The organism is Tardiphaga sp. 866_E4_N1_4 (assembly GCF_052076075.1).
In the GTDB taxonomy this organism is placed as follows: domain Bacteria; phylum Pseudomonadota; class Alphaproteobacteria; order Rhizobiales; family Xanthobacteraceae; genus Tardiphaga; species Tardiphaga robiniae.
Genome location: NZ_CP197242.1, coordinates 5881088 through 5904806, shown reverse-complemented (window position 1 = coordinate 5904806; position 23719 = coordinate 5881088). Strand labels below are relative to the sequence as shown.

Sequence of the window (23719 nt, the reverse complement as noted above, 5' to 3'; positions counted from 1 at the left end):
ACGTCGAGGGGATGATTTTCGACTCACTTTTCTTCGCTGCATCGATGGCAAGCAAGTGTGCACTTCGTTCAAGCGTAACTCGGCCACATCGTCACCAGGGGAACGACATGTTGCAGACGCAGGCGCCACACGCCAAAAATCTAACCGTTGACGGAGTTACCGTGAACGTTTCATCGCTCGATGAAGCCGTTTCATCGATCGTAGAAGCGGCTGAACGCGGCGAGAACTTCAGCGTATGCACGCTTAATCTCGATCATGTTGTTCATCTGCAACAGAAGCCGGACTTTCGCGCCGCCTATCGACGCGCACGCTTCGTCACTGCGGATGGTTTTCCGATCGTTGTTCTCAGCCATCTGCTCGGAACACCGATTTCGCGAACCACCGGCGCCGATCTTGCTGCTCCCTTGTGCGAAGCTGCAGGCAAGAAGGGGCTCCCCATCTTTCTGTTCGGTTCCGACAGGCCAACGCTGGACAAGACAGCAACGGAATTGCGCAAACGATATGAAGGTCTGCAGATCGTTGGTACTTTTGCGCCCGGTCGCAACTTCGACGCCTTTTCAGCGGAGGCCGATACAGCGATTGCACAGATCCGCGCATCCGGTGCAAAGCTCTGCTTCCTCGCGCTGGGCGCCCCGCGACAGGAAGTGTTTGCGTCGCGCTGTATCGATGAGTTGGACGGGACGGGCTGCCTGTGTTTCGGCGCGGCGCTGGACTTCATCGCAGGTACACAGGTTCGCGCACCGATGTTCACCCAACGTGCCGGTCTCGAATGGGCCTGGCGCATGTTGCGGGATCCGCGCCGCCTTGCGCCCCGTTACGCACGCTGCGCTGCCGCCGTGCCACGTTTGATCGCCAGTACGCTTCCACAAATCCTGAACGCTCGCATGAGGAAAGCCGCATGACCTCGACACTCACTCTGGGTCTTCGCGCCCGGAACGCCGCGCCGGCCAAGCAACGCTACCAGATCTGCCTTATCCACCCCTTCGATCCGCGCGGCCAGAAGGTGGGTGGGCTAGAGACCTATATCCGCGACTTCATCACCTTCCATCCCACGGACACGGACATCCTGTTCGTTGGCGTGGATTCGATCGGCGACCTCAAGCTCGGCGAAGTGCGACGGCTGACTTTCCGCGGGCGCGACTTCGACTTTCTCCCGATCCTGCACTATTCCGACCAGCAGGCCCGAGAGGCCGCGCGCACCATCCGCTCGTCACTCACCGGCCAGTTCTTCATGGCGTTACTGCGCTATTTCGGCCCAGTCTCGCGGCTGATCCGCGAACGCGGCTGCACTGTCGATCTGCGCCGCGTCGAATTTTCCTGGCTGCCGACGTTGCTGCGCCGCCCGTTCATCCAGATGCTGCATGGCGAGGGCGCGCCGAAGCTGCAAATGGATTCGCTCCTGAAGAAGTATTCGTTCGTGCACAATATCGGCGAGCGTTTCGCGGTCACGACCAGCGCAAAATTTCTGTGCGTGAACCCGTTCATCACCGAGCGGCTGCAAAAGACCTATCCCGGCCAGAGTGGCAAGATCGACACGCTCTGGACTTGGGTGAATACCGACATCTTCAAACCGCAGCCGTTTCCGGCGATGACCGCGCCGTTCCGAATCATCTTCGCGGGACGCCTTGACGAGTTCAAGGATCCGCCGTTGATGTTCAGCACCATCGCCCGCCTGCGCGAGCGGCTGCATGGCCATCTCGAATTCCATTATATCGGGACCAGCGATCCGCATCGCTTTGCCGAATTCGCCGCGATCGAAGACATCACGATCCGGCACGGCTTCAAGGACGCTGTCGGCATGGCCGCAACACTGGCCAATGCCCATGCAGGCATCCTGACGTCGGAATTCGAGGGCATGCCGCGTTGCGTGCTCGAGACGCTTGCGGTCGGCCGCCCGGTCGTCGCCGTGCACCTGCCGCAACTGGAGTCAGTAATTCATGATGGCGAGAGCGGCTATCTCATTTCCCGCAGCTCATCCCGCGACGAGATGATCGAGAACCTGGCCCAACGTTTCCTCGATACCCGCGATGCGATCGGCACCGGCGAGATCAACCCGGTGCAGGTTGCCAGCGCAATCGATAATTTCACACCAGCGACGCAGTTGGCGCGCGTCTTTACCTATCACCAGGACATCCAGAATGCGCGCAACATGACGATGACGCCCTCCGCGGCACACTGAGGTTATTTGTGAATATCCTGTTGCTATCGAGCGAATATGCTCCCGCACGCGGCGGGATAGGTACCTACGCCCACGAGATCGCATTGGCTGCAACACAGCTCGGCGCGCGGGTGACGCTGGTCGCTCCCGATTACGCACAGGATATGTCAGCCGACGATCGCGCCATGCCCTTCGCAATCCACCGCTTCAGCGGCGGATTGCATTCGGCGCGCGATCTGCCCGCCAAGATCATGCTGGCGCGCAGCCGGATCGGTACGGCCCCGTTCGATGTGGTGCATGCCGCCGACTGGCCCTTCTTCATTCCGGTCGCACTCGCGCGCGGCCGCACGCCGGCCCGAATGCTGATGACTGTGCACGGTACAGAGATTAATGAGACGCAGACGCCACTGAAGCGACTGGCGATCCGCTTCAGTGGCGTGTTCGGGCCGCGCACCGAGGTCGCTGCCAATAGCAACTTCACACGCGAGCTGTTCCGCAAGAGATTCACGATCGACGAACGGCGCATCCATGCCATTCGCCTTGGCGTCTCCGATTTCTGGTCCGGCCGGCGCAGCGACCGCGCTGCCACGCGCGCGATCTATGACATTGCGCCAGACCGGATCGTCATGGTCACCGTGGCGCGGCTCACGCGGCGCAAGGGACATCATCTCACGCTCGCCGCCCTCGCGCAGCTTCCTGACGAATTACGTCAGCGAATCACATGGCTGGTCATCGGTCCGCAGGGGGAAGCGGATTATGTCGATGAGCTTCGCGGCATGATCGCCGCGTCCGATTGCGACATCAGGCTACTCGGCGCACTATCGAATGAAGAAATTCGCGACATCTACGGTGCGGTGGACTTCTTTTGTCTGACCGGTGTGCCGGATTCGTCCGGCCGCGTCGAAGGCTTCGGTCTCGTCTATCTCGAGGCCGGTGCCACAGGCCTGCCGAGCGTCGCGAGCAATATCGGAGGTGTGCCCGATGCGGTGCTCGCCGGCCAGTCTGGCCTTCTGGTCGCCCCCCGCGTCGACATGATCGCCCATGTGATCCGGCAATTGGCCGAGGACGATGAGCTGCGGGCGCGCCTCGGCGCTGGCGCCGCCGCACATGCGCGTGATCTGTCGTGGGAACGCTGTGCCGCAGAAACCTATGGTTTGAAGCGGCCATCGCCATCGGAGGATGCCTTGCAGACCGGATCGGAGCTGAGGGCATCGGCATGAAACAGCTCGCTGCCATCGTCACATTGCTCGTGCTCACCGCAAGCACCGCGCATGCCGACAATTGCAACAAGAGCCGGGAATATCTGCTCGGCGGCCTTGCGGGCGACCTCACCATGCCGCCACAGGCCTATGAAGGCCTGTTCAAGGTCTGCACCGCGACGGCGACGATGCCGAACGTCAAAGATGCCTACATCCTGAAGGATGGGGCCATCGCGGTGATTCCGAAACAGGACACGGTGGCCGCCACCGCGGCGACGCTGTCGCGATTCTGCGACGCCAACCCCAGAGCCACGCTACGCTTCATCTCCGCCAAGGAGCTCGTGCTAACGAAATCGACATCGGGCATTGTGCAGATGTCGTCAGGCTCCGCAACATCGTGTAAGAAGATCAAGGGTCTCACCTGAGCCAGAGGGAAATGCCGCCATGCTGAAGCGCATCTTTCGCTCCTCGTCCGAGACATTCCGGACACGCTCGCCGGAACGTGATCGCATCACCGATGAACGGCTTGTTCTCGCCATTGCGGCGACCATCGACTCCGGCCTGCGCAGTGCAGAATACGAACATGACGGCCTGAAGCGTCGGCTGGAAGACGTCATCTCCATCGCCGCAATTGTCGGCGGTAACGAGATCGAAAACGTCAACAGCCAGTCGGACCCACGGGCGGAACTCCTGCAGAAATCGGACGACGAGATTCGCATCGGCGAAGCACGGCTGCGGACGCTCGAAAACAATATCGAGCATTTCAGATCGCTGAAGCGGGACCTGAAGCGGCGTTTCCCGAGCATCAATCTCGATGCCGCCGAGCCGACGCCGAAATAGCGGTTTTCCACCGATCAAGACCAGCCGATCAGCACGCCCTGCGAGGGTTAGTGACGCCACGACACTCTTCAGGGTGATCGATGCCTCGTAGCCGAGTTCGATACGATCAGGCATACTGGTCGTGTAAATGCTATCCCTCACCTCGTCGCCGGCCACCACCCGCACCGTGATCGGCCCCGCCTGCCTCAATCCTGCCCCAGGACTTCGCCCAAGGGGGCGACCGGAGTATCTGCTTCCATGACTGATCGCGCCGACGCCATTGCCGCCAGGATCGAGACCTTCATTCGCGCCGAAGTCATCCCCTATGAGAAAGATCCGCGGACAGGTGCTCACGGCCCGAGCGACGAACTGGTGCAAGAGCTGCGCGACAAGGCCCGCAAGTCCGGCGTGTTGACCCCGCATATTCTTGCGGATGGGTCGCATCTGACGCAGCGCGAAACGGCAAAGGCCCTGATCAAATCCGGTCTTTCGCCTCTGGGGCCGCTGGCTTGCAACACGATGGCACCCGACGAGGGCAATATGTATCTCCTCGGCAAGGTTGGCACAGCCGAACAGAAGACGCGTTTTCTGGAACCGCTGGTGTCGGGGAAAGCACGTTCGGCATTCTTCATGACCGAGCCGGCAGACGAAGGCGGCGCTGGCTCCGATCCGTCGATGATGCAGACCACCTGCAAACTCGATGGCAATCACTGGGTCATCAACGGGCGGAAGAAGTTCATCACCGGCGCGGAAGGCGCCAAGGTCGGGATCGTCATGGCGAAGTCCGATGACGGCGCCTGCATGTTCCTCGTCGATCTGCCAGATCCTGCGATCCGCACCCTGCGCGTGCTGGATACGATCGACAATTCGATGCCCGGCGGCCATGCAGAGATCGAGATCGAAAACCTGCGTGTCCCGGCAGACCAGATGCTTGGCGCGTCAGGCGACGGTTTCAAATACGCACAGATCCGCCTCAGCCCGGCGCGCCTGTCGCATTGCATGCGTTGGCTGGGTCTTGCGATCCGCGCCAACGAGATCGCGACCGACTATGCCTGTCGTCGCCATGCGTTCGGAAAGGCCCTGATCGATCACGAAGGCGTCGGCTTCATGCTGGCGGAAAACCTGATCGATCTCAAACAGTCGGAACTGATGATCGACTGGTGCGCGGACGTGCTCGACACCGGCTCGCTCGGCACGGCCGAAAGCTCGATGGCCAAGGTGGCCGTGTCGGAAGCGCTGATGCGGATCGCCGACCGTTGCGTGCAGGTGATGGGCGGCACCGGCGTTTCCGGCGAAACCATCGTCGAACAGGCCTTCCGCGAGATCCGCGCGTTCCGCATCTATGACGGCCCGACCGAAGTCCACAAATGGTCGCTCGCCAAGAAGATCAAGCGCGACTGGAAGACCGATCAGCCAGGCATACCGGCCGCCTAGACGTCGACCTCGACCTGGAGCACGTCGTTGAAGCGGTTGAACGCACCGCATAGCGCGATGCGCCAGGTCAGTTCGACGATCTGCGCATCGTTTAAATGCGCGCGCAGGCGCTCGAACATCGCATCGCGGATTCGATGCCAGTTGCTGGTGACTGCGATCGCGTATTCGACCACGAGCCGATCGACTTCGGTGAGTTCGGGATGCTTCTCCCAGTCGAGCAGGTTTGCCGCCCCTTCCGTCGTGATACCTTCAACCGCGAGCTTCGGCGTGTGCTGCGCAACGCAGAAGTCGCATTGATTGACCAGCGAGACAGCGACAATGGCGAGCTCGAGGTATCGCTTGGGCAGCACGCCTTCGTCGGCAAGCTGGGTGAGAAGACGCCACATGTGCTCGAACACCGGCAGCCGGTTGGCCATTGCGGCGGCTTGGCCCTCGAACGGGCCATATGTGGTCATGCGATCCCACAAAGCCCTTAGGTGCTCGGGCAGCTGATCTCTTTTTTGCAGGGCAACGCGGGCCATATCGAAACTCCGGTTATCAGAAACGAGAGGATGTCTTGTCCGCGAGCGCAGAGCGCGGCTCGCGGCCAAAACCATCCGGCTTGAAGATCAGCAATACCACCAGCCCCACGCCAACGAGGAACAGGCGAATGGCGGCGAGTTCGGACGCCCCAAGACCAGGAACGAGGTCTATCAGAAACCGGCTGCCTTCCAGAAGGAAGATCAGTGTGAAGGCGCTGGCAACGACGCCGCGGTTGCTGCCGCGCCCGCCCACCACCACGGCCATGAAGGCATAAGCGGTGACGATCGGGCCGAATTGCGTGGGGTCGATGTAACTGTAATAGAATGCGTGCAAGCTGCCTGCGAGACCGAGGATCGCGCCGCCGATGGCAAACACCCGCACGCGAACGGCGAGCACGGACTTGCCGAGCGCTTCCACGACGCCGGGGTCGTCGCGCGTCGCACGCACAAGGCGCCCGAAGGGGGAGCGGGCCAGCGCCTGCAGGACGGTGTAGACGATCAGCACGGCCAGCAACGCCAGAAGCAAAAAGCCTGTATCGCCCCAACCGCGGGGCCACCATGCCTGGAACGGTCGTTCGATCCCCGAAACACCGAGCATGCCGCGGGTCAACCAGCCTTCGTAGCTGATGACGAGGCGTAGGCATTCAGCAAAACCAAGCGTCACGATAGCGAGATAATCTTCGGACAACCGCACGGAGATGAGCGCGCTGACCGCACTCAACGCTGCCACGCCGAGCATGGCCATCCCCAGAGCGACCAGAGGTGGCAGCCCCTGCACCGTCAGCAAACCGGCGATATAGGCGCCGAGCATGTAGAAGCCGAACAGGCCGAAATTGACCAGACCGCCCATTCCCCATTGCAGATTGAGCGCGAGCCCTGCCAGCGCAGCCATCGCAACAAGCGTCAGAGTGGCGATGAGATAGACCGTCATTTGGTAACCCACCGCGTTCCAAACAGGCCCCAAGGCCGCACGAGCAGAAGCGCGACCATCACAAGGAATGTCACGATCATCCGGTAGTGCACGGGCATCACCAGCGTCGCCAGTTCCTCCGCAATACCGAGTGTCAGCGCGCCGGCGACGGCGGCCATCGGATTGGCAATGCCGCCGAGAATGGCCGCTGTGAACACAGGCAGCAGATAAGTCCAGCCCATCTGCGGCTCGACATTGGCATCCAGCCCGACGAGCACGCCGGACAGCGTTGTCAACATTCCGGCGATCAGCCAGACATAGGCGACGACGCGTGACCGCGAGATGCCGCGCACTGCTGCAAGGTCCGGGTTATCCGCCACGGCGCGCATCATTCTGCCAAGCCGCGTAAAGCGAAAAATGATCCACACCACAGCGAGCGCCGCAATGACCGTAACGAGAATGGTGAGCTGTTCGTGGTTCAGCCGGATATCGCCAAAACGCATCGGTCGCGCCACAGGCACGTTATAGGCCCGCGGCGAATTGCCGGCAAAGAAACGGATCACATTCTCCAGCGCGATGGCGACTCCCATGGAGGCCACCAGCAGCGTCACGCCCCCTCGATTGCGAAGCGGGCGATAGGCAAGCCAGTCGATACCGACAGCGATCACCGCAAAGAGTGCCGCGCCGGCACTAGCCGCAAGCCACAGCGGCATGCCCAGTAGGACATTGCCGATATAGACGAGATAGGCGCCGCAGGAGAGATAGGATCCAACCGCATAATTGGCAAAGCGCAACACGCTGAACGTCAGCGACAGCGCAAGCGCAGGCAATGCCAGCAACAGACCGGCGACAATGCCGTTGACGAGAAGCTGACCCATCACACCCCTCCGAGATAGAGGCGGCGGATATCCGGATCGGCGAGCACTTCGGCAGCGGGCGCGGCGAGGCGTATCCGCCCACCCACCAGAACCACGCCGTGATCCGCAGCGCCGAGGCCGAGGCGCGTGTTCTGCTCGACGATCAGCAGCGTCACTCCCGAGGCAGCCACCCGGCCTATCACCTCGAACAAAATCTCCGCATTGCGCGGTGACAATCCGGCGGAAGGTTCGTCCAGCGCCAAAACAGATGGCTCAGGCATCAGCGCCGCGGCCATCGCCACCATCTGCCGCTGGCCACCGCTGAGATGCCCGGCCGTGCTGCGAAGTTTAACGCGGATCTCCGGAAACAGGTCGAGCACGGCATCGAGGCGCACGCCGAACGATGGCGCCGAACGTGATGCCACGAATTCATAACCGACTTGCAGATTTTCCAGCACGCTCATGTTGCGGAAGATGTTGGCCTCCTGCGGCACGTAAGCGAGGCCCCGCGCGGCACGCGCAGGCGCACCGAGCGTCGTGACGTTCGCTTCACCTAACAGCACTTGGCCTGAGATCGGACGCAACAGGCCAACGGCCGTCTTCATCAGCGTCGATTTTCCGGAGCCGTTGGGGCCGACCACGACAAGTGTTTCACCTGCGCGAACCGAGAAGCTCACGCCATGCAGGATCGGGTGGCCGCCATAGCCAGCCACCACGTCGCACAATTCCAGTCCTGTTGCGGAGGTCGTTATGACTGCGCCCCCAGATAGGCCGACGCCACCTCCGTATTGGCGATGACATCGTCAAACCGGCCTTCGGTCAGCACCTGCCCCTCGGCCAGAACATAGACGTGGTCACACAGCAGACGGACCATGCCCATATTGTGCTCCACCAGACCGAAAGTGGTACCTTCCGTGCGCAGCGCCTGAACGAATTCCACGATCTCGCCAATCCGCGTCGGGTTCACGCCCGCACTCGGCTCATCCATCAATACGATACGCGGATCGAGCATCAGCGCGCGGCAGATTTCCAGCAACTTCTTCTGCCCACCCGATAGTGTACCGGCTGACGCGTCTGCAAGTTTCCAGAGATCGACGCGCTGCAGCAGTGCGCGGGCCTTGTCGATGGCTGCGTCCTCCTCGTCACGTACCGCGCGGCGGGACCAGAGCAGCGACAGGACGTTTTCCCCGCGCATATGAGGCTGCGCGACAAGGACGTTCTCAAGCACCGTGAGGCTCGCTAGTTCGCGCGAAAGCTGAAAGGTCCGCGCCAGCCCACGACGCGCCCGCCATGCCGGGCTATGCTGCGTCACGATCTCGCCGCCGAGCCGCACTTCGCCTGCGACAGGTCGCACCGCGCCGGCGAGCACGCCGAACAGCGTGGACTTGCCGGCCCCGTTGGGACCGATAAGTCCCGTGACGGCGCCCGCAGCGAGCTGTACCGATGCACCATTCAGCGCCTTGAAGCCGCCTTCATAGATCACACTAACATTGACGGCCTCGAGCATTGGTTCAGCGGATCTCGCCAACCAGTTTGCTGTCGCCTGCCTTGATCAGGAAGTGCCCGAAAGTCAGGTCGGTTTGATCGCCATTGGGCGCAAAGCGGAAATCCGACGCTGCCCCCGCATAGCGGAACGGCTTGCCTGTACGGAGCGCCTTCAGCGCTTCGGCCGGATCGCCGATCGAGGGGGCGTCGGCGTTGACCAGCTCAGGAACTTCCACGCCGAAACGGACGCCATCCGCGCTCTTGGCCTTCTCGATGGCCAATGCAGTCAGCACGATCTGGTCGAACACCTGGGCACCGAAGGTCATGATGGTGCCGTCCGGCTTGCCGATTTCCTTCAGATAGCGGCTATAGGCGGCAGATTTGCCAACGGGCACCTGCTGGGTGTGATGCACGCCTTCAGCGACTTCGGCGCCGACGTTCTTGACGAACTGACCGTTGCTGCCCGCGGCATTGCCAAACGCATAGATCTTGCTGTCATAGCCCGAGCGGAAAGCTTCCTTGGCGATGGCACTGAGCTCGTTGATGTAGGCAGCAACGAACACGGCGTCCGGCTTCTTGCCGAAGATGCGCTCCACCTCGACCCGATAGGACGGCTGGCCAGCGTTGAAGCTGACTTCGTCCAGCACCTTGCCGCCGGCGTCCGTGAAGCTCTTGCGGAACGGCTGGATGGTGCTCTGCGTAAAGGGCGTCTGCAGCACGAGAATCGAGGCGGTCTTGATGCCGTCCTTGGCCATCGCCTTGCTGAAGGCCTCGCCCCAGCTCTTGCCATTGGTCTGGAAACGCCAGACCAGATTCTTGTTGTCGCCGTCGGTGATTTCATCGGCTGATCCGTTGACGGTGAGAAGCACGCCCTTCTCAAGCGTGATCGGCTTGACCGCCAGCGCGACGGCACTGCTCCATACGCCTGCGATCGATGCGACCTTGTCCACGTCAATCAGCTTGCGTGCGGCAGCGACACCGGCGGTCGGCTGCGTCTCGTCATCCGCCACGATCAGTTCCAGCGGGCGATCGAGAACCCCACCGGCGTCGTTGATAATTTTCACGGCGGCGCGAGCCGCTTGCTCTTCCTCCTGGCCGTAAGGTCCGCCGATCCCCGTCAACGGGGCCAGCAATCCGATACGAATCGGTGATTGCTGAGCGAGCGACATTGGCGGCGAAGCGAGGCTCGCTGCGAGCGCAACCGATGTAGCCAAAAGAGCGCGGCGGGACAGATACGAGGTAAGCACGATGATCTCCAGGATGTGCGTCACGGGCGAGCCCATGGAACAGATCTCTGCCCATGCCGGCCGTCGAACGCCGCAAGCCGTGAAACAGCCATGACATGCATGTCAATGCTACCCACGAAAGAAGCGCTTTTAGCCTCGTTTGCATCGCTATGGAACCTCGCGCGAACCGGGACACAGCCGGGAAAGAGATTTTTATTCTCGCACTCATAAGACGCATGGCGCTTACGATAACCTGAATGAGTGTATCGATTTCGTGTCTCCAATCCGCCCCGTATCACGGGACGTCAGCACAACTTCCGGCATGGAAGGAGCCGCGGGCAGGCCTCGTCAAACAGACAAGCCGACTCTTCATTCGGTCGCCTATGGAGAGCAAACCGCCTTCTCTCTTCGCAAGGATTTCGAGAAAAACCGTCTCACTTCGATCGTTGCGCCAGTGGGCTTGTTCTGAAGATGGTGCCATCGCATCTGCGCGCTGGACGCATTGCCTGATTTCCTGAAGTGTAGTTGCAACTTCTACAAAGCGCACACTTATGCCGCATCAGCAGGCACCGAAGAGACATATCATGAAGACAGCAAAATTTCTGCACGTCGGCGCGCTCGCATTGGGCTTTGTCGCGGCGAACATGCAAGGCGTTCGGGCTGAGACGGCCCAACTCCGCATCGCGCAGCAATTCGGGATCGCCTATCTCCCGCTCATCGTCGCGAGCGAACGAGGCTTGATCGAGGAAGAAGCCAAGGCGCTTGGCATCACGCCGCCGAAGATCGAATGGCTGCGGCTCTCGGGCGCCGCATCGATGAACGAAGCACTGATTTCCGGCGGGCTGGATTTCGCGACCGCCGGCATAACGCCAATGATCCTGACCTGGGACAAGACGCGAACCACCGCCAAGATCATCGGCGTCGCCGCCTTGGGATCGATGGCCAATATCCTGACCACCAACAATCCGAACGTCAAGACACTGGCCGACTTCACCGAGAAGGACCGCATCGCGCTACCATCAGTTAAGGTCGGCTTCCAGCCTATCGTCCTTCAGATGGCCGCTGACAAGGCATTCGGCAAATACGACAAGCTGGACGAACTCACCGTCAGCATGCCGCATCCGGACGCAACGGCGCAGATCCTGTCGGGTCGCTCCGAGATCACGGCACACTTCACCTCGCCGCCGTTCTCGCAACAGCAACTCGCCAGCGGAAAAGTGCACGAGGTGCTGAACAGTTACGACGTCCTTGGCGGCCCGCATACGTTCAACGTGGTCTATGCCACCACCAAATTCATCAACGACAATCCGAAGACGATCCAGGCCTTCGTGCGCGGCCTCGACCGCGCCAATGACTGGATCAAGGCCAATCCGAAGGAGGCCACCGCGCTCTACATCAAGGCGGAAAACTCGAAGCTTGCTCCGGATTTCGTCGAGAGCATCATCCGCGACAAGAACATCAACTTCACGACAATTCCCGAAGGCGCGCAGAAATTCGCCGACTTCGAGGCCAAGGTCGGCCTGATCAAGCAGGCGCCGGCGTCGTGGCGGGATCTGTTCTGGTCTGGCCTCGGAGAGAAGCCGGGGAGCTGACGTGAACGTCGCGCCGCGATCGGCTGACTTCGTCGGCGACGCCGTAACGGCGCCGCTGCTGGCGCTCGACCATGTCAGCATCAGCTATCCCACCCGCGACGGCATCCTCACGGCCGTCGAGGATGTCAGCTTCACGCTGTCGGCCGGCGAACGGCTGGTGCTGCTCGGCCCGTCGGGCTGCGGCAAGTCCACGCTGCTACGTACGGTGGGCGGTTTCCTGAAGCCAAGCACCGGCGAGATCCGCCTACACGGGCGGCGCATCGATGCGCCTGGCCCTGACCGCATGACGGTGTTTCAGGAATTCGACCAGTTGCTGCCGTGGCGCACGGTGCTGGGCAATGTCCGTTACGCGCTGGAGCGCGGCAAGTCGCTGCCGCGCCCGCAGGCGGAAGAGGTGGCGCGCCACTGGCTCAGCCGCGTCGGGCTGAAGAATTTCGTCGACGCCTATCCGCATACGCTGTCCGGCGGCATGAAGCAGCGCGTCGCCATTGCTCGTGCCTTCGCGCTCGAGCCTGCATTGCTCTTGATGGACGAGCCGTTCGCTGCACTGGATGCGCTGACGCGTCGACAGATGCAGGACGAACTGCTCAAGCTGTGCGACGAGACCGGGAGCACGGCGCTATTCGTCACCCACGGCATCGACGAGGCGATCCGCGTCGGCACCCGCATCCTCGCACTGACGCCGCATCCCGGCCGGCTGGCCGCGGCATTCGACGTGCCGCCCGACACCCGCATCCGCGGCACCGCGCGCTTCGCCGAGCTGGAACGACAGATCCAGCAGAGCGTGTTCGCCGATCCGGAAACCGAACATGTCTGATATTGCTGCGCCGAAACTGGTGCGCGCGCCCGCTTTACAGCGCGCCTTCGCCGGTACACCCTGGCGGCGCGCCGTCATCCTCGCCGGCTTCGCCCTGATCTGGGAGCTTTATGCGCGCTGGCTCGACAACGCGCTGCTGCTGCCGACCATGGGCGCAACTTTGTCGGCGCTGTGGGCAGCTATCGTCTCCGGTGAACTGCCGGACCGCACCCTGACGTCGCTGCGCGTCCTGATCACCGGCTATGCGCTGGGCGTCGCCGTTGCCGCGGCGCTCACCACCCTCGCCGCGCTGTCGCGCTGGGGCAACGAGGCGCTCGGGCTGCTGACATCGATGTTCAATCCACTTCCGGCCATCGCGCTGCTGCCCGTTGCATTGCTGTGGTTCGGCATCGGCACGCCGAGCCTGATCTTCGTCATCGTCCATTCGGTGCTGTGGCCGGTGGCGCTGGCCTGCTATGGCGGCTTCCTCGCCGTGCCGTCGACGCTGCGGATGGCTGGCCGCAATCTCGGCCTGTCCGGCGGCCGGTTCGTGGTGGAGATCCTGGTGCCTGCGGCGTTCCCGCAGATCCTGTCGGGCCTGCGGATCGGCTGGGCATTCGCGTGGCGGACGCTGATTGCGGCAGAACTGGTATTCGGCGTCAGCGCACGCTCCGGCGGTCTCGGCTGGTTCATCTACACCAGCCGCGCACAGCTGGAGACGGCCAGCGTATTCGCAGGACTGCTGACGGTGATCCTGATCGGCCTTGTGGTCGAAGGGGTTATCTTTCGTACATTGACGCGGATCACGGTGCAGCGCTGGGGCCAGGAGCAGGCCTGAGCGACGACGACGGGCCAATGAGCCAGCTCTTAAACAACAGGTGTCGCGATCGGCGGGCGCCCCGATACGATCGCCTGCTCGAGATGATCGAGACGATCCTGGCCCCAGAACGGTTCGTCGCGATAGAAGTAGAACGGCGCGCCGAACAGCTTTCTATCGACAGCCTCGCGCGTCAGGCTCGCCTCGCGTTCCTGCACGGCAAGGTCGTTGGCGCCGGACAGCAGCCGTCGTTCATCGAGACCGCTCTGATCGGCCAGGCGCACCAGCGTCTCGGGGTCAGCAATGTCCAGCTCATCAGCCCACACCGCCTTGAGTCCGGCATGCACGAAAGCCGAGACGTCGGCGCCTTCAGCGATCGCGACCAGCAGCATGCGATGACCAAGCGCCGGGTCGGCTGGATAGAATTTCGGCCAGGTGACGAGCGGAATGTTGCGGATACCCTTCCAGCGCTCCATTTCGACAAGCCGATAGGCTTGGCGTTGGAGCGGCCGCTCAAGAACCGGCTTGCCGCCGCCGGCAGCGAAGACTGTCAGCAAGTCGATGGGCTTGTAGACGACCTCGACGTTATGGCGTTTCACGATGTCCTGAAACACCAGGCTGCCGATATAGGACCACAGCGAGATGAAGCTGAAATAGTAATCGACCCGGGGATGTTGCTCGGCCATGCCGTGTCCTTCTGAAAGCAAAACCTAGATTCCAAGATAAGCGGCGCGAACCGACGGATCACGCAATATCTCTGCTGCCGTGCCGGCCGCAACACTGCGGCCCTGATCGATGACATAGGCATGGTCGGCGAATTCGAGCGCGGTTGCCACATCCTGTTCCACGACCAGCAGGCTCGTCCCCGCCGCATTCACCTTGCGCAGCGCCTCGATCAATTCATCGACTACTTTTGGCGCCAGTCCGAGTGACAATTCGTCGATCAGCAGCAAGCGCGGCGCCGCCATCAACCCGCGGCCGATCGCACACATCTGCTGTTCGCCGCCTGATAGCGTAACGGCATCCTGCCTGCGCCGCTCACGCAGACGGGGAAATAGGTCGAAGACGCGCTCGATGTCGGCGGATATCGCCCCGCGATTGCTGCGGCCATAGGCGCCGAGCATCAGATTATCTAGCACCGACAGGCCGGCGAACAGGCGCCGTCCCTCCGGCACATGTATCAGGCCACGGCGGACGAAATCCAGCGGCGACGCTGCCCTCACCTCCTCACCGTCGAACACGATCGTGCCGCCGGTGGGTTGCAGCAGTCCGGACAAAGCGCGCAGGATCGTGCTCTTGCCGGCGCCGTTCGACCCGATGAGAGCGACGACATCGCCCTGCGGAATAGCGAGATTGACGTTCCAGACCACCTGCACGTCGCCGTAGCCAACCGCGAGATGACGGACCTCGAGCAAGGTCGCGCTCATGGTGTGATCTCCTTCTGCAGCCTGGCAAAGCGCTTACCGAGATAGGCCTCGATCACCCCTTCGTCCTGCATGACCTCGGCCGTCGGGCCATCGGCCACCAACCGGCCCTGATGCAGCACCAGCAGCCGGCTGCAGGACCGTGACACCACCTTCATCAGATGCTCGATCAGCAGAACGGTAATGCCCTTGGCGGCGATATCGGCGATCAGGCGCAAGGCATTGTCGATTTCCGCCGCATTTAGGCCGGCATTGACCTCGTCGAGCAGCAGCAGCTTCGGTTTCGATGCAAGACTCTTCGCCAGTTCCAGCCGCTTGCGGCCGGCAAGCGTCAATGCTGACGCCAGCGTATCGGCCTCACGCGTCAGCCCACAGAAAGCCAGATGCAGGTCGGCATCGCGGCTGGCCTCCTCGCGCGTCGGAACACCCCCGGCAAACAGCGCGGCAGCAGCGACGTTCTCGCGCACAGTCATACGCGGAAACGGCTGCACGATCTGGAAAGTGCGCGCGATGCCCGCGCGGGCCACAAGGTCCGGTCGCAATCCACCTATCTGCCGTCCGGCGAAATCGATTGTCCCCGATGTCGGCTTCAGAACGCCTGTAACGACGTTGACGAAGGTCGTCTTGCCCGCGCCGTTCGGACCGATGAGGCCGATGATCTCGCCTTCCTTCAATGCCACCGATACATCGTCAAGCGCCAGCAAGCCTCCGAAGCGGCGCGAGAGATGGTCCATCGTGAGAAGTATGCTCATCGCGGCTTTCTCCGCATGATCGCGGCAATGGATGACAGCATCCCACGGCCGCGCAGCGCTCCAAGGCCGCTTGGTAGGAACAGGACCAGCGCCACCACCAACAGGCCGAGGAAGCCTGCGTGGAATTCGAGACTGTTGCGCCAGATCAGTTCCTCCAGTCCGAGGAAGACGAAGGCCCCGATCACCGGTCCGGCGATGGTACCGACACCACCGAGCAGGGCCATGATGATCGGCTTGACCGAGAGTGAGACATCATAGACGTCGGATGGATCGATGTAGCTGACCCATGACGCATAGATCGCGCCGGCGATGCCGATGAACAGGCTGGACAAAGTAAAACCGATGACCTTGGCGCGCCGGGTATCGATGCCGATGACCTGCGCGGCGTCCTCGTTCTGGTCGATACAGCGAAGTGCAACACCCAGCCGTGCCCGATCAATCCAGATCGATGCAACAACCGCTGCCACCGCGACGACGCTCATCGCCACGAGAAACAACTGCGCCTGGCTGTTCGAACTACCGCCGAGCAACGGCACGTTCAGGCCCATGCCGCCACCGGTCAGCGACGTCCAGGAATTGGTTACCTCGCGAAGCACGTCAGCAACGACGAGGCTGCCGATCGCGAAATAGTGCCCGCGCAGATGCAGGATCGCGAACCCGAGCGCGGTCGCGAAGACGGCCGTGAACACACCGGCACCGATCCAGGCGGCAACTGCCGGCACACCCGCCGACGATGCAAGGCCGCCCGCATAGGCGCCAAGCCCGAAGAAGGCTGCTGTCGCGAATGACGGATAGCCGGAGAAACCACCGACGATGTTCCAGGCGACGGCCAGCGTCACATACATCGCGACCGTAGTGGCGAGGCGCAGCACATAGTTGTCGCCAAATGCCAACAACCCAATGAACAGCACCAGCCCGGCGGCGACCAAGAATATCCTCCAGCGCATCAGTTGAACCCCTTGCGGCCCAGCAGCCCGGTGGGCCTGACCACCAGCAACACCAGCAAAAGGAGGAAGGAGATCGTCAGCGCATTCTCAGGCCCGATGAACAGCGCGCCAAAACTCTCGATCACGCCCAGCGCAAAGCCGCCCGCAACGACGCCGGGGATGCTGCCAAGACCGCCGAGCACGCAGATCACGAACGCCTTGCCGAGGTACCCGCCGGAGGACACCGGCGAGATCGGAAAGATGGCAGCGAGCAGCGCGCCGGCCGATCCCGCCATGAAGGTTCCGAGCGCGAACGCGATTGCATAGGTACGCTTCACGTCGATGCCCATCAGCGACGCGGCATCACGATCCATGCGCACCGCCACGATGGCGCGGCCGAGCTGGGTGAAACGCAGCAGCAGTCCCAAGGCGACGACGAGCACCAGCCCGACCGCTGTGGCATAGACGCGGTCGATGGGGAGGATGATGTCGCCGAACTCAAAAACACCAAGCGGCGGATTGAGATTGATCTTGCGGTAATCGGCCTTGAACCCGGCCAGCATGGCATTGTCGAGAAACAGGTTGAGTCCGAAGGTCAGCACCAGCGTCATCAGCACCGGTCGTCCCATCACCGGATTGATCGCGATGCGCTGGATGACATAGCCGAGCACGAAAATGATCGCTCCCGCCAGCGGCGCGAACAGGAACGGGCTGATGCCGAACGATTGATGGGCGAAGAAAGCCAGATATCCGCCGAGCACGATCAGCGACCCATGCAGGATGTTGATGATGTTGAGTACGCCCCAGACCAGCGAAAAGCCGGCGGCGATGCAGGCATAGAGCCCACCTAAAGCCAGTCCGTTGACCAGCACCTGTATCCAGAGCATGTCGATGCCTCAATGCAGAGGCCGTGGCAGAACGCACTGCCACGGCCTCGCAAGCGTCAGAAGATCAATTTCCCGGGGTCGCGCGGAAATCGCTGGTGGCGATGTCGGCGGGATAAACCACCTGCACCTTGCCCTGCTGGATCTGATAGACCGGCGGGATGTAGGAGTTGGCGATACCCGTCGGGCCGAATGAGATCGGTGCAAAGAAGGTCTTGAAGCCGCCCTTCGCGAGTTGCTCGCGGACAGCATTGCGATCCTTCGAGCCGGCGCGTTCGACGGCCAGCTGCAGAATGACACCGACCGCCGCGCCTGACGCCTGGGTGAAATCTGGCTCGGCACCATATTTGGTCTTGAATTGCGCAACGAAATTCTGCGTCGAGCCGAACACGTCTTCGCTCTTGTAATTCAGGATCGGATGAAACCAGCTCGCGGTCGTGACATTCTCCGACAGCGGGCCCACAGCATCGATCCACTCCTTGTAGGCCGGGCCATTGATCAGCGTGTAAGCCTGCCCGCCGACCTTCAGTTCTCCGGCCTGCTTGCGGGCCAGAATGAGGTCGTTGATGTAGCCGGTCACCACCACCCAATCGGGCTTGGCGGCACGTAACTGCGTCAACGCAGAAGAATGATCCAGCGTGCCGATCGGATATTTCTCGAAGAACACGACCTCGAAGCCGAGCTTCTTGGCGCTTTTCTCGAATTCATTGGCCAACGACAACGGATAGAGATCGTTGCGCGCCAGAATCGCGACACGCTTCACGTTCGGCAACTTCGCCTTGATCAGATCGGCGATCGGTTCGCTCAGCGTGCTATTGTCGGTATAGAGGCCGAACAGGTTCTTGTACCCCTGATCAAACACCTCGGCCGACGACGCGCTCGATGCCAGCAGAGGTACGCCCGCTTTCTCGGCTACCGCGCTCACGGCCTTCGCTGCGCCAGAGCCGAACGGCGAAAATAGGAAATCGACCTTGTCGTCGGTGATCAGCTTCTCCGCGAGCTGAACCGCCTTGGGCGTCGTCGACTGATAATCGTAATAGACCAGTTCGATCTTCAGCTTCTTCTCACCCGCCTTGATGCCGCCGGCCGCATTGACCTTTTCCTGCCAAAGCTCATAGCCCTGCTTCAGTTTTGCGCCTTCCGGAGCCAACGCACCCGTCAGCGGAAGCGGTGCGCCAATACGCAGGGAATCCTGCGCGCTTGCGATGCCCGCCTGCAACACTATGGCCACGGCGGCAGCCAGCAGCGAATGTCCCAACTTCATGATCATCTCCTTATGAGTTCCGCGGCATGTCTCCGAGCGCAAAAGAGATGTCAATGTGCTGATCTCAATAAAGTATTTCATCCTTCAGCATTCGATCACGCCGCGAGCGATGCTCTGGCCCATGATCAACAACGATGGATTTCTGCTACAGTTGAGCAAATCGCCCGATACATCTTTCGCGCAGTGCATCTATGGTGCTGCTGCAGATCACAGGCTTGCGCGCCAAACGCCGCAGCGCATCTGAGGCACAACGTTCTCCGGATGGCGGCATTGTGCAGAGCGATCAACCCATGATCGTCCCGGTTTTTGGAATTCCCCAGATCGCCTGCTTGGGACTCTAATGCGTCATCAGTGATGGTGCCTTTCACGCCCCAATGCAGGACAACGACAATGCATGCCAGACGAATGATCTTGAAAGCCGCCATCGCCATGGGTCTCGGCGTGGCTGTCGTCTCCGCTCCCGCGCTGATCGGTTCCGGATCGGCACACGCGCAGGAGAAGACCGTCCGGATTGGCTTCCAGAAATACGGCAAGCTGGTTCTGCTGAAGAGCAAAGGCAGCCTTGAGCCACGCCTGAAGGCACTTGGCTGGAACATCAAGTGGACGGAGTTTTCGGCAGGCCCCGCGCTGCTGGAAGCCATCAATGTCGGTGCGCTCGATTTCGGTAACACCGGCGAGGCGCCGCCGATCTTCGCGCAGGCCGCTGGCGCACCGATCCGCTATGTCGCCTACGAGCCGCCAGCGCCCAAGGGCGAAGCGATCCTGGTGCCGAAAGGCAGTCCGATCAAATCGGTCGCCGAGCTGAATGGCAAGAAGGTCGCGCTCAACAAGGGCTCCAACGTTCACTATCTCCTCGTCAAGGCGCTGGAGAAAGCCAATGTCAAATATTCCGACATCACCCCGGTGTTCCTGGCGCCGGCTGACGCGCGCGCGGCGTTCGAGCGCGGAGCCGTGGATGCCTGGGTGATCTGGGATCCGTTCCAGGCGGCCGCTGAAGCCGCAATTGAGGCGACGGTTCTTGCCGACGGCACCGATACCGTGTCGAACTACCAGTTCTATCTGTCATCGCAGAAATTCCTGGAATCCGATCCCAAGGTGGTCGATGCGATTCTCGAAGGCCTGCGGGAAGTCGACGACTGGGCCAAGACAGACATCAAGGCCGTTGCCGAACAGCTGAGCCCCTCGGTCGGCCTGCCGGTTCCTGTCCTGGAGGTCGCGCTCAAGCGGCAGGCCTACGGGATCAAGCCGATTGATCGCAAGGTCATCACCGAGCAGCAGCAACTGGCCGATACGTTTCTGGCGCTCGGACTGATCCCGAAAGCCATTGCCGTAGCCGACGCCGCCGGGACACCCGCACCATGACGGCCGTCGACGACGCTCTCAAGATTCTCTGGTTCCTGCCGACCAGCGGCGATGGCCACTATCTCGGAACCACGGCCGGTGCGCGCGAGGTCGATTTCGACTATCTGCGGCAGATTGCGCGTGCCGCGGACAAGCTCGGCTATTACGGGGCCCTGCTCCCCACCGGGCGCAATTGCGAAGACTCCTGGGTCATCGCATCGGCCATCGCGCCGTGGACGGAACGATTGCGCTATCTCGTCGCCGTGCGACCCGGACTGCAGTCGCCCACAGTGGCGGCACGCATGACTGCCACGCTGGATCGCCTGACCAACGGACGGTTGCTCATCAACATCGTGACGGGCGGCGATGCCGTCGAGAACAAGGGCGATGGCGTGTTCCTCGATCACGACGAACGCTATGAGGTCACCCGTGAGTTTCTGAATGTTTACGCGCGGGAGCTCGCCGGCGAAGCCGTCACTGTCGCGGGCAAGCACATCACGATCGAAGACGGCCGCATCCTCTATCCACCGATCCAGACACCTCATCCGCCGTTCTATTTTGGCGGTTCGTCGGATGCCGGCATCGATGTTGCCGTCGATACCGTCGACAAATACCTGACCTGGGGCGAGCCCCCGGCGCAGGTGGCGGAGAAGATCGCACGCGTGCGCGGGATCGCCGAGCAGCGCGGCCGCAAGATCACGTTCGGCATTCGGCTGCATGTCATCGTCCGCCATACCAATGAAGCGGCATGGAAGGCGGCCGACGAACTGATCGAGCATCTCACCGACGACACGATCGCATCCGCGCAGCAAATTCTCGGGCGAATGGATTCCGTCGGCCAGCAGCGCATGTCGCAATTGCACGGCGGCCGGCGCGACCGCCTCGAGGTCAGCCCGAATCTGTGGGCCGGCGTTGGCCTGGTGCGCGGCGGCGCCGGCACCGCGCTGGTGGGCGATCCCGCCACCGTCGCCGCACGCATCCGCGAATATCAGGACCTCGGCATCGATACGTTCATCCTGTCCGGCTATCCGCATCTCGAAGAGGCGTACCGGTTTGCCGAACTGGTGTTTCCGCTGCTGTCGCTGCAACAATCCAGCAATGTCCGGCAGTTCCGCGCCAATACCGGACCGTTCGGAGAACCGCTCGCCGATCACCGCCGGACGACAGCAAAAGTTTGACGCGCCGCCGGTCTTGATCCCAGCGGTGCAATGACGCCGCGGCATCTGGAGGAGACCACATGACCAAGCAGATTCGCCTCAACGCGTTCGCCATGAACTGCGTGGCGCACCAGTCGCCCGGCCTGTGGACGCATCCCGACGATCGCTCCGGCGACTATAATCGCCTGCCCTACTGGCTCGATCTCGCGCGAACGCTGGAACGCGGACGGTTCGACGGACTGTTCCTTGCAGATGTGCTCGGCGTCTACGACGTGTTCGGCGGCAATCCGGACGCGGCATTGCGCAATGCCGCACAGGTGCCGGTCAACGACCCGCTACTGCTGGTGTCGGCGATGGCCGCCGTCACCGAGAATCTCGGCTTCGGTGTGACCTGTACGCTGTCTTACGAGCCGCCCTATCCATTCGCGCGCCGGATGTCGACCCTCGATCACCTCACCGATGGCCGTATCGGCTGGAACATCGTTACCGGCTATCTCGACAGCGCCGCGAAGGGCATGGGCAAGGCCAGCCAGAACGCCCATGACGACCGCTATAACGTCGCCGAAGAATATATGGAGGTCGTCTACAAGCTGTGGGAAGGCAGCTGGGAAGACGACGCCGTGCAGCGCGACAAGGCGCGCGGCATCTTCACCGAGCCGTCGCGTGTTCACCGCGTCCAGCATTATGGCGAGAACTACACGCTCGACGCCATCCATCTCTCCGAGCCGTCACCACAACGAACGCCGGTGCTGTATCAGGCCGGAACGTCGCTGCGCGGAAAACTGTTCGCCGCGCAACACGCCGAATGCGTGTTCATGTCCGGTCCGTCCGCAAAGGTGATTGCGCCGCGCGTCGCTGCGATCCGCGCGCTTACGGCAGAGACAGGGCGCGACCCGTCGGAAATCCTGATGTTCAGCATGATGACGGTGATCCTCGGCCGCACCGAGGAGGAAGCCGCCGCGAAGCATACGGAGTATCGTCGCTACATCAACCATGAGGGCGCCCTGACGCTGATGTCCGGCTGGACCGGCGTCGATTTCTCGACCTATGACCTCGACCAAAAGGTGGAGCACGTCCACAACGAGGCCGGCCGCACGGCGATGGACAATATCACCCGCGCCGATCCCGATCGCACCTGGACGGTGCGCGAGGTGGCCGAGCATGTCGGCATCGGCGGCATCGGGCCAATCGTGGTCGGAACGCCCGAACAGGTGGCTGACGCCATCGAGGACTGGGTCGCGCAGACCGACGTCGATGGTTTGAACCTCGCCTTCGCGATCTCGCCGGGCAGCTTCGAGGACATCGTCGATCTGCTAGTTCCGGAACTGACCCGGCGCGGCATCTACAAGAGTGCCTATGCGCCCGGCACGCTTCGCGAAAAACTGTTCGGTGCCGGTCGCGCACGGCTGCAGGCGCCGCATCCAGCCTCCTCGTTCCGCGCCGCGCTGCCAGCCGCTATCGCCGCGGAGTAACGGCCGAACGACTCGACGTCGGCCTCCGGCTCGGGCTGGCATCAAAGCAGCAGAGGGATCGACGCATGCGGGGCGCTCTGATCATTCCGGGCCTTCACGGCTCACCGGACGGCCACTGGCAGACCCTGTTGCAGAGCCATACGCCGTTTGCGCGCCGCGTCGAGCAGGACGACTGGGACGCACCTGTGCTCGATCGCTGGGTGGAGCGACTTCTGTCGAGCGCAGATGCCAATCCCGGCGCGATCGCAGTCGCCCACAGTCTTGGCTGTATCCTCATAGCTCATGCAGCGCTGCGGATGCCAGACATCAAAATCGGCGGCGCACTTCTGGTCGCACCGGCCGATGTGGAAACGAACACCGACGCATTCCCGCAACTGCGCAACTTTGCACCGATGCCGACGACATCCCTGCCGTTTCCGAGCATCGTCGTCGCCAGCAGCAACGATCCCTTCATGTCGCTACAGCGGGCGCGCATGCTGGCCGAGAGCTGGGGCTCGGACTTCGTCAACATGGGCGATGCCGGCCATATCAATATCGCGTCGGGCTATGGCGCGTGGCCGGCCGCGCACCGCCTGGTCGATGCGCTGGCAGCGAAAGCCGAGACGGCACGGCACCCGCCACGGCCATTCCGAAACCGCACGACCGGCAAACGGGTGCCGGCGTCGTAGAGTATTTCAAGCCGTCT

General features: G+C 62.1%; 25 protein-coding genes. 13 read left to right on the top strand and 12 right to left on the bottom strand.

Going from position 1 to position 23719, the window contains the following annotated elements:
- Positions 1-11 precede the first annotated feature (11 nt).
- The 6 genes from AB8B20_RS28460 (at position 12) to AB8B20_RS28435 (ending at position 5610) form a co-directional block, all read left to right on the top strand.
- Positions 12-902: a WecB/TagA/CpsF family glycosyltransferase gene (locus AB8B20_RS28460; RefSeq protein WP_439073752.1), complete on the top strand. Its 891-nt coding sequence runs from the start codon at positions 12-14 to the stop codon at positions 900-902.
- Positions 899-2179, top strand: coding sequence for a glycosyltransferase (locus AB8B20_RS28455; RefSeq protein ID WP_439073754.1), 1281 nt, complete (start codon positions 899-901; stop codon positions 2177-2179). Before AB8B20_RS28460 ends, AB8B20_RS28455 begins: the two co-directional genes overlap by 4 nt.
- An 8-nt stretch (positions 2180-2187) precedes the next feature.
- Positions 2188-3378 carry a glycosyltransferase family 4 protein gene (locus AB8B20_RS28450; protein WP_439073756.1) on the top strand — a complete coding sequence of 397 codons (1191 nt, stop codon included), beginning with the start codon at positions 2188-2190 and terminating at the stop codon, positions 3376-3378.
- A complete protein-coding gene (locus AB8B20_RS28445; protein WP_175366899.1) occupies positions 3375-3782 on the top strand; it encodes a hypothetical protein in 408 nt (135 codons plus the stop codon). Before AB8B20_RS28450 ends, AB8B20_RS28445 begins: the two co-directional genes overlap by 4 nt.
- A gap of 19 nt (positions 3783-3801) precedes the next feature.
- The gene (locus tag AB8B20_RS28440) at positions 3802-4197 is read left to right on the top strand and encodes a hypothetical protein (RefSeq protein ID WP_439073758.1); all 396 of its coding nucleotides are present in this window, start codon (positions 3802-3804) and stop codon (positions 4195-4197) included.
- A gap of 237 nt (positions 4198-4434) precedes the next feature.
- Entirely contained in the window at positions 4435-5610 is a 1176-nt protein-coding gene (locus AB8B20_RS28435) for an acyl-CoA dehydrogenase family protein (protein ID WP_439073760.1), read from the top strand.
- Here AB8B20_RS28435 and AB8B20_RS28430 read toward each other — a convergent pair.
- The 6 genes from AB8B20_RS28430 to AB8B20_RS28405 form a co-directional block, all read right to left on the bottom strand.
- Complete coding sequence (locus AB8B20_RS28430) at positions 5607-6065, bottom strand: carboxymuconolactone decarboxylase family protein (RefSeq protein ID WP_439073762.1); 459 nt, start codon at positions 6063-6065, stop codon at positions 5607-5609. The genes AB8B20_RS28435 and AB8B20_RS28430 overlap by 4 nt on opposite strands.
- Positions 6066-6147: 82 nt before the next feature.
- Entirely contained in the window at positions 6148-7062 is a 915-nt protein-coding gene (locus AB8B20_RS28425; RefSeq protein WP_439073764.1) for a branched-chain amino acid ABC transporter permease, read from the bottom strand.
- Positions 7059-7919: a branched-chain amino acid ABC transporter permease gene (locus tag AB8B20_RS28420; RefSeq protein WP_439073766.1), complete on the bottom strand. Its 861-nt coding sequence runs from the start codon at positions 7917-7919 to the stop codon at positions 7059-7061. Before AB8B20_RS28420 ends, AB8B20_RS28425 begins: the two co-directional genes overlap by 4 nt.
- Positions 7919-8614 carry an ABC transporter ATP-binding protein gene (locus AB8B20_RS28415; RefSeq protein WP_439073768.1) on the bottom strand — a complete coding sequence of 232 codons (696 nt, stop codon included), beginning with the start codon at positions 8612-8614 and terminating at the stop codon, positions 7919-7921. The genes AB8B20_RS28420 and AB8B20_RS28415 overlap by 1 nt, the downstream gene beginning before the upstream one ends.
- A 32-nt stretch (positions 8615-8646) precedes the next feature.
- Positions 8647-9405 carry an ABC transporter ATP-binding protein gene (locus tag AB8B20_RS28410; RefSeq protein WP_439073770.1) on the bottom strand — a complete coding sequence of 253 codons (759 nt, stop codon included), beginning with the start codon at positions 9403-9405 and terminating at the stop codon, positions 8647-8649.
- A 4-nt stretch (positions 9406-9409) separates the two neighbouring features.
- Entirely contained in the window at positions 9410-10654 is a 1245-nt protein-coding gene (locus AB8B20_RS28405; RefSeq protein WP_439073772.1) for an ABC transporter substrate-binding protein, read from the bottom strand.
- Between the two features lie 539 nt (positions 10655-11193).
- Here AB8B20_RS28405 and AB8B20_RS28400 point away from each other — a divergent pair.
- Genes AB8B20_RS28400 through AB8B20_RS28390 form a run of 3 tightly spaced genes read left to right on the top strand, consistent with a single transcriptional unit; the run spans position 11194 to position 13835 of the window.
- A complete protein-coding gene (locus AB8B20_RS28400) occupies positions 11194-12201 on the top strand; it encodes an ABC transporter substrate-binding protein (RefSeq protein WP_320447256.1) in 1008 nt (335 codons plus the stop codon).
- Between the two features lies 1 nt (position 12202).
- Positions 12203-13018, top strand: coding sequence for an ABC transporter ATP-binding protein (locus AB8B20_RS28395; RefSeq protein WP_439073774.1), 816 nt, complete (start codon positions 12203-12205; stop codon positions 13016-13018).
- Positions 13011-13835, top strand: a complete 825-nt coding sequence (locus AB8B20_RS28390; RefSeq protein WP_439073775.1) for an ABC transporter permease — start codon at positions 13011-13013, stop codon at positions 13833-13835. Before AB8B20_RS28395 ends, AB8B20_RS28390 begins: the two co-directional genes overlap by 8 nt.
- Before the next feature lie 29 nt (positions 13836-13864).
- On the opposite strand, the gene AB8B20_RS28385 is transcribed toward AB8B20_RS28390, so the two are convergent.
- The 6 genes from AB8B20_RS28385 to AB8B20_RS28360 all read right to left on the bottom strand — a co-directional run bounded on the left by AB8B20_RS28385 (position 13865) and on the right by AB8B20_RS28360 (position 19064).
- On the bottom strand, positions 13865-14500 hold the full coding sequence (locus AB8B20_RS28385; protein ID WP_439073776.1) for a 2-hydroxychromene-2-carboxylate isomerase: 636 nt from the start codon (positions 14498-14500) through the stop codon (positions 13865-13867).
- Between the two features lie 24 nt (positions 14501-14524).
- Entirely contained in the window at positions 14525-15241 is a 717-nt protein-coding gene (locus tag AB8B20_RS28380) for an ABC transporter ATP-binding protein (RefSeq protein ID WP_439073777.1), read from the bottom strand.
- Complete coding sequence (locus AB8B20_RS28375; protein WP_439073778.1) at positions 15238-15990, bottom strand: ABC transporter ATP-binding protein; 753 nt, start codon at positions 15988-15990, stop codon at positions 15238-15240. Before AB8B20_RS28375 ends, AB8B20_RS28380 begins: the two co-directional genes overlap by 4 nt.
- The gene (locus tag AB8B20_RS28370) at positions 15987-16919 is read right to left on the bottom strand and encodes a branched-chain amino acid ABC transporter permease (protein WP_439062465.1); all 933 of its coding nucleotides are present in this window, start codon (positions 16917-16919) and stop codon (positions 15987-15989) included. The genes AB8B20_RS28375 and AB8B20_RS28370 overlap by 4 nt, the downstream gene beginning before the upstream one ends.
- Positions 16920-16936: 17 nt before the next feature.
- A complete protein-coding gene (locus AB8B20_RS28365; RefSeq protein ID WP_439057503.1) occupies positions 16937-17803 on the bottom strand; it encodes a branched-chain amino acid ABC transporter permease in 867 nt (288 codons plus the stop codon).
- A gap of 64 nt (positions 17804-17867) precedes the next feature.
- On the bottom strand, positions 17868-19064 hold the full coding sequence (locus tag AB8B20_RS28360; RefSeq protein WP_439073779.1) for an amino acid ABC transporter substrate-binding protein: 1197 nt from the start codon (positions 19062-19064) through the stop codon (positions 17868-17870).
- 429 nt (positions 19065-19493) lie between these two features.
- Between AB8B20_RS28360 and AB8B20_RS28355 the strand changes: the two genes are divergently transcribed.
- The 4 genes from AB8B20_RS28355 (at position 19494) to AB8B20_RS28340 (ending at position 23702) form a co-directional block, all read left to right on the top strand.
- Positions 19494-20426, top strand: coding sequence for a sulfonate ABC transporter substrate-binding protein (locus tag AB8B20_RS28355; RefSeq protein WP_244528400.1), 933 nt, complete (start codon positions 19494-19496; stop codon positions 20424-20426).
- Positions 20423-21583: an FMNH2-dependent alkanesulfonate monooxygenase gene (gene ssuD / locus AB8B20_RS28350; RefSeq protein WP_439073780.1), complete on the top strand. Its 1161-nt coding sequence runs from the start codon at positions 20423-20425 to the stop codon at positions 21581-21583. The genes AB8B20_RS28355 and ssuD overlap by 4 nt, the downstream gene beginning before the upstream one ends.
- Positions 21584-21642: 59 nt before the next feature.
- A complete protein-coding gene (locus AB8B20_RS28345; RefSeq protein WP_439073781.1) occupies positions 21643-23034 on the top strand; it encodes an LLM class flavin-dependent oxidoreductase in 1392 nt (463 codons plus the stop codon).
- A 65-nt stretch (positions 23035-23099) separates the two neighbouring features.
- Entirely contained in the window at positions 23100-23702 is a 603-nt protein-coding gene (locus AB8B20_RS28340; RefSeq protein ID WP_439073782.1) for an RBBP9/YdeN family alpha/beta hydrolase, read from the top strand.
- Positions 23703-23719 lie beyond the last annotated feature (17 nt).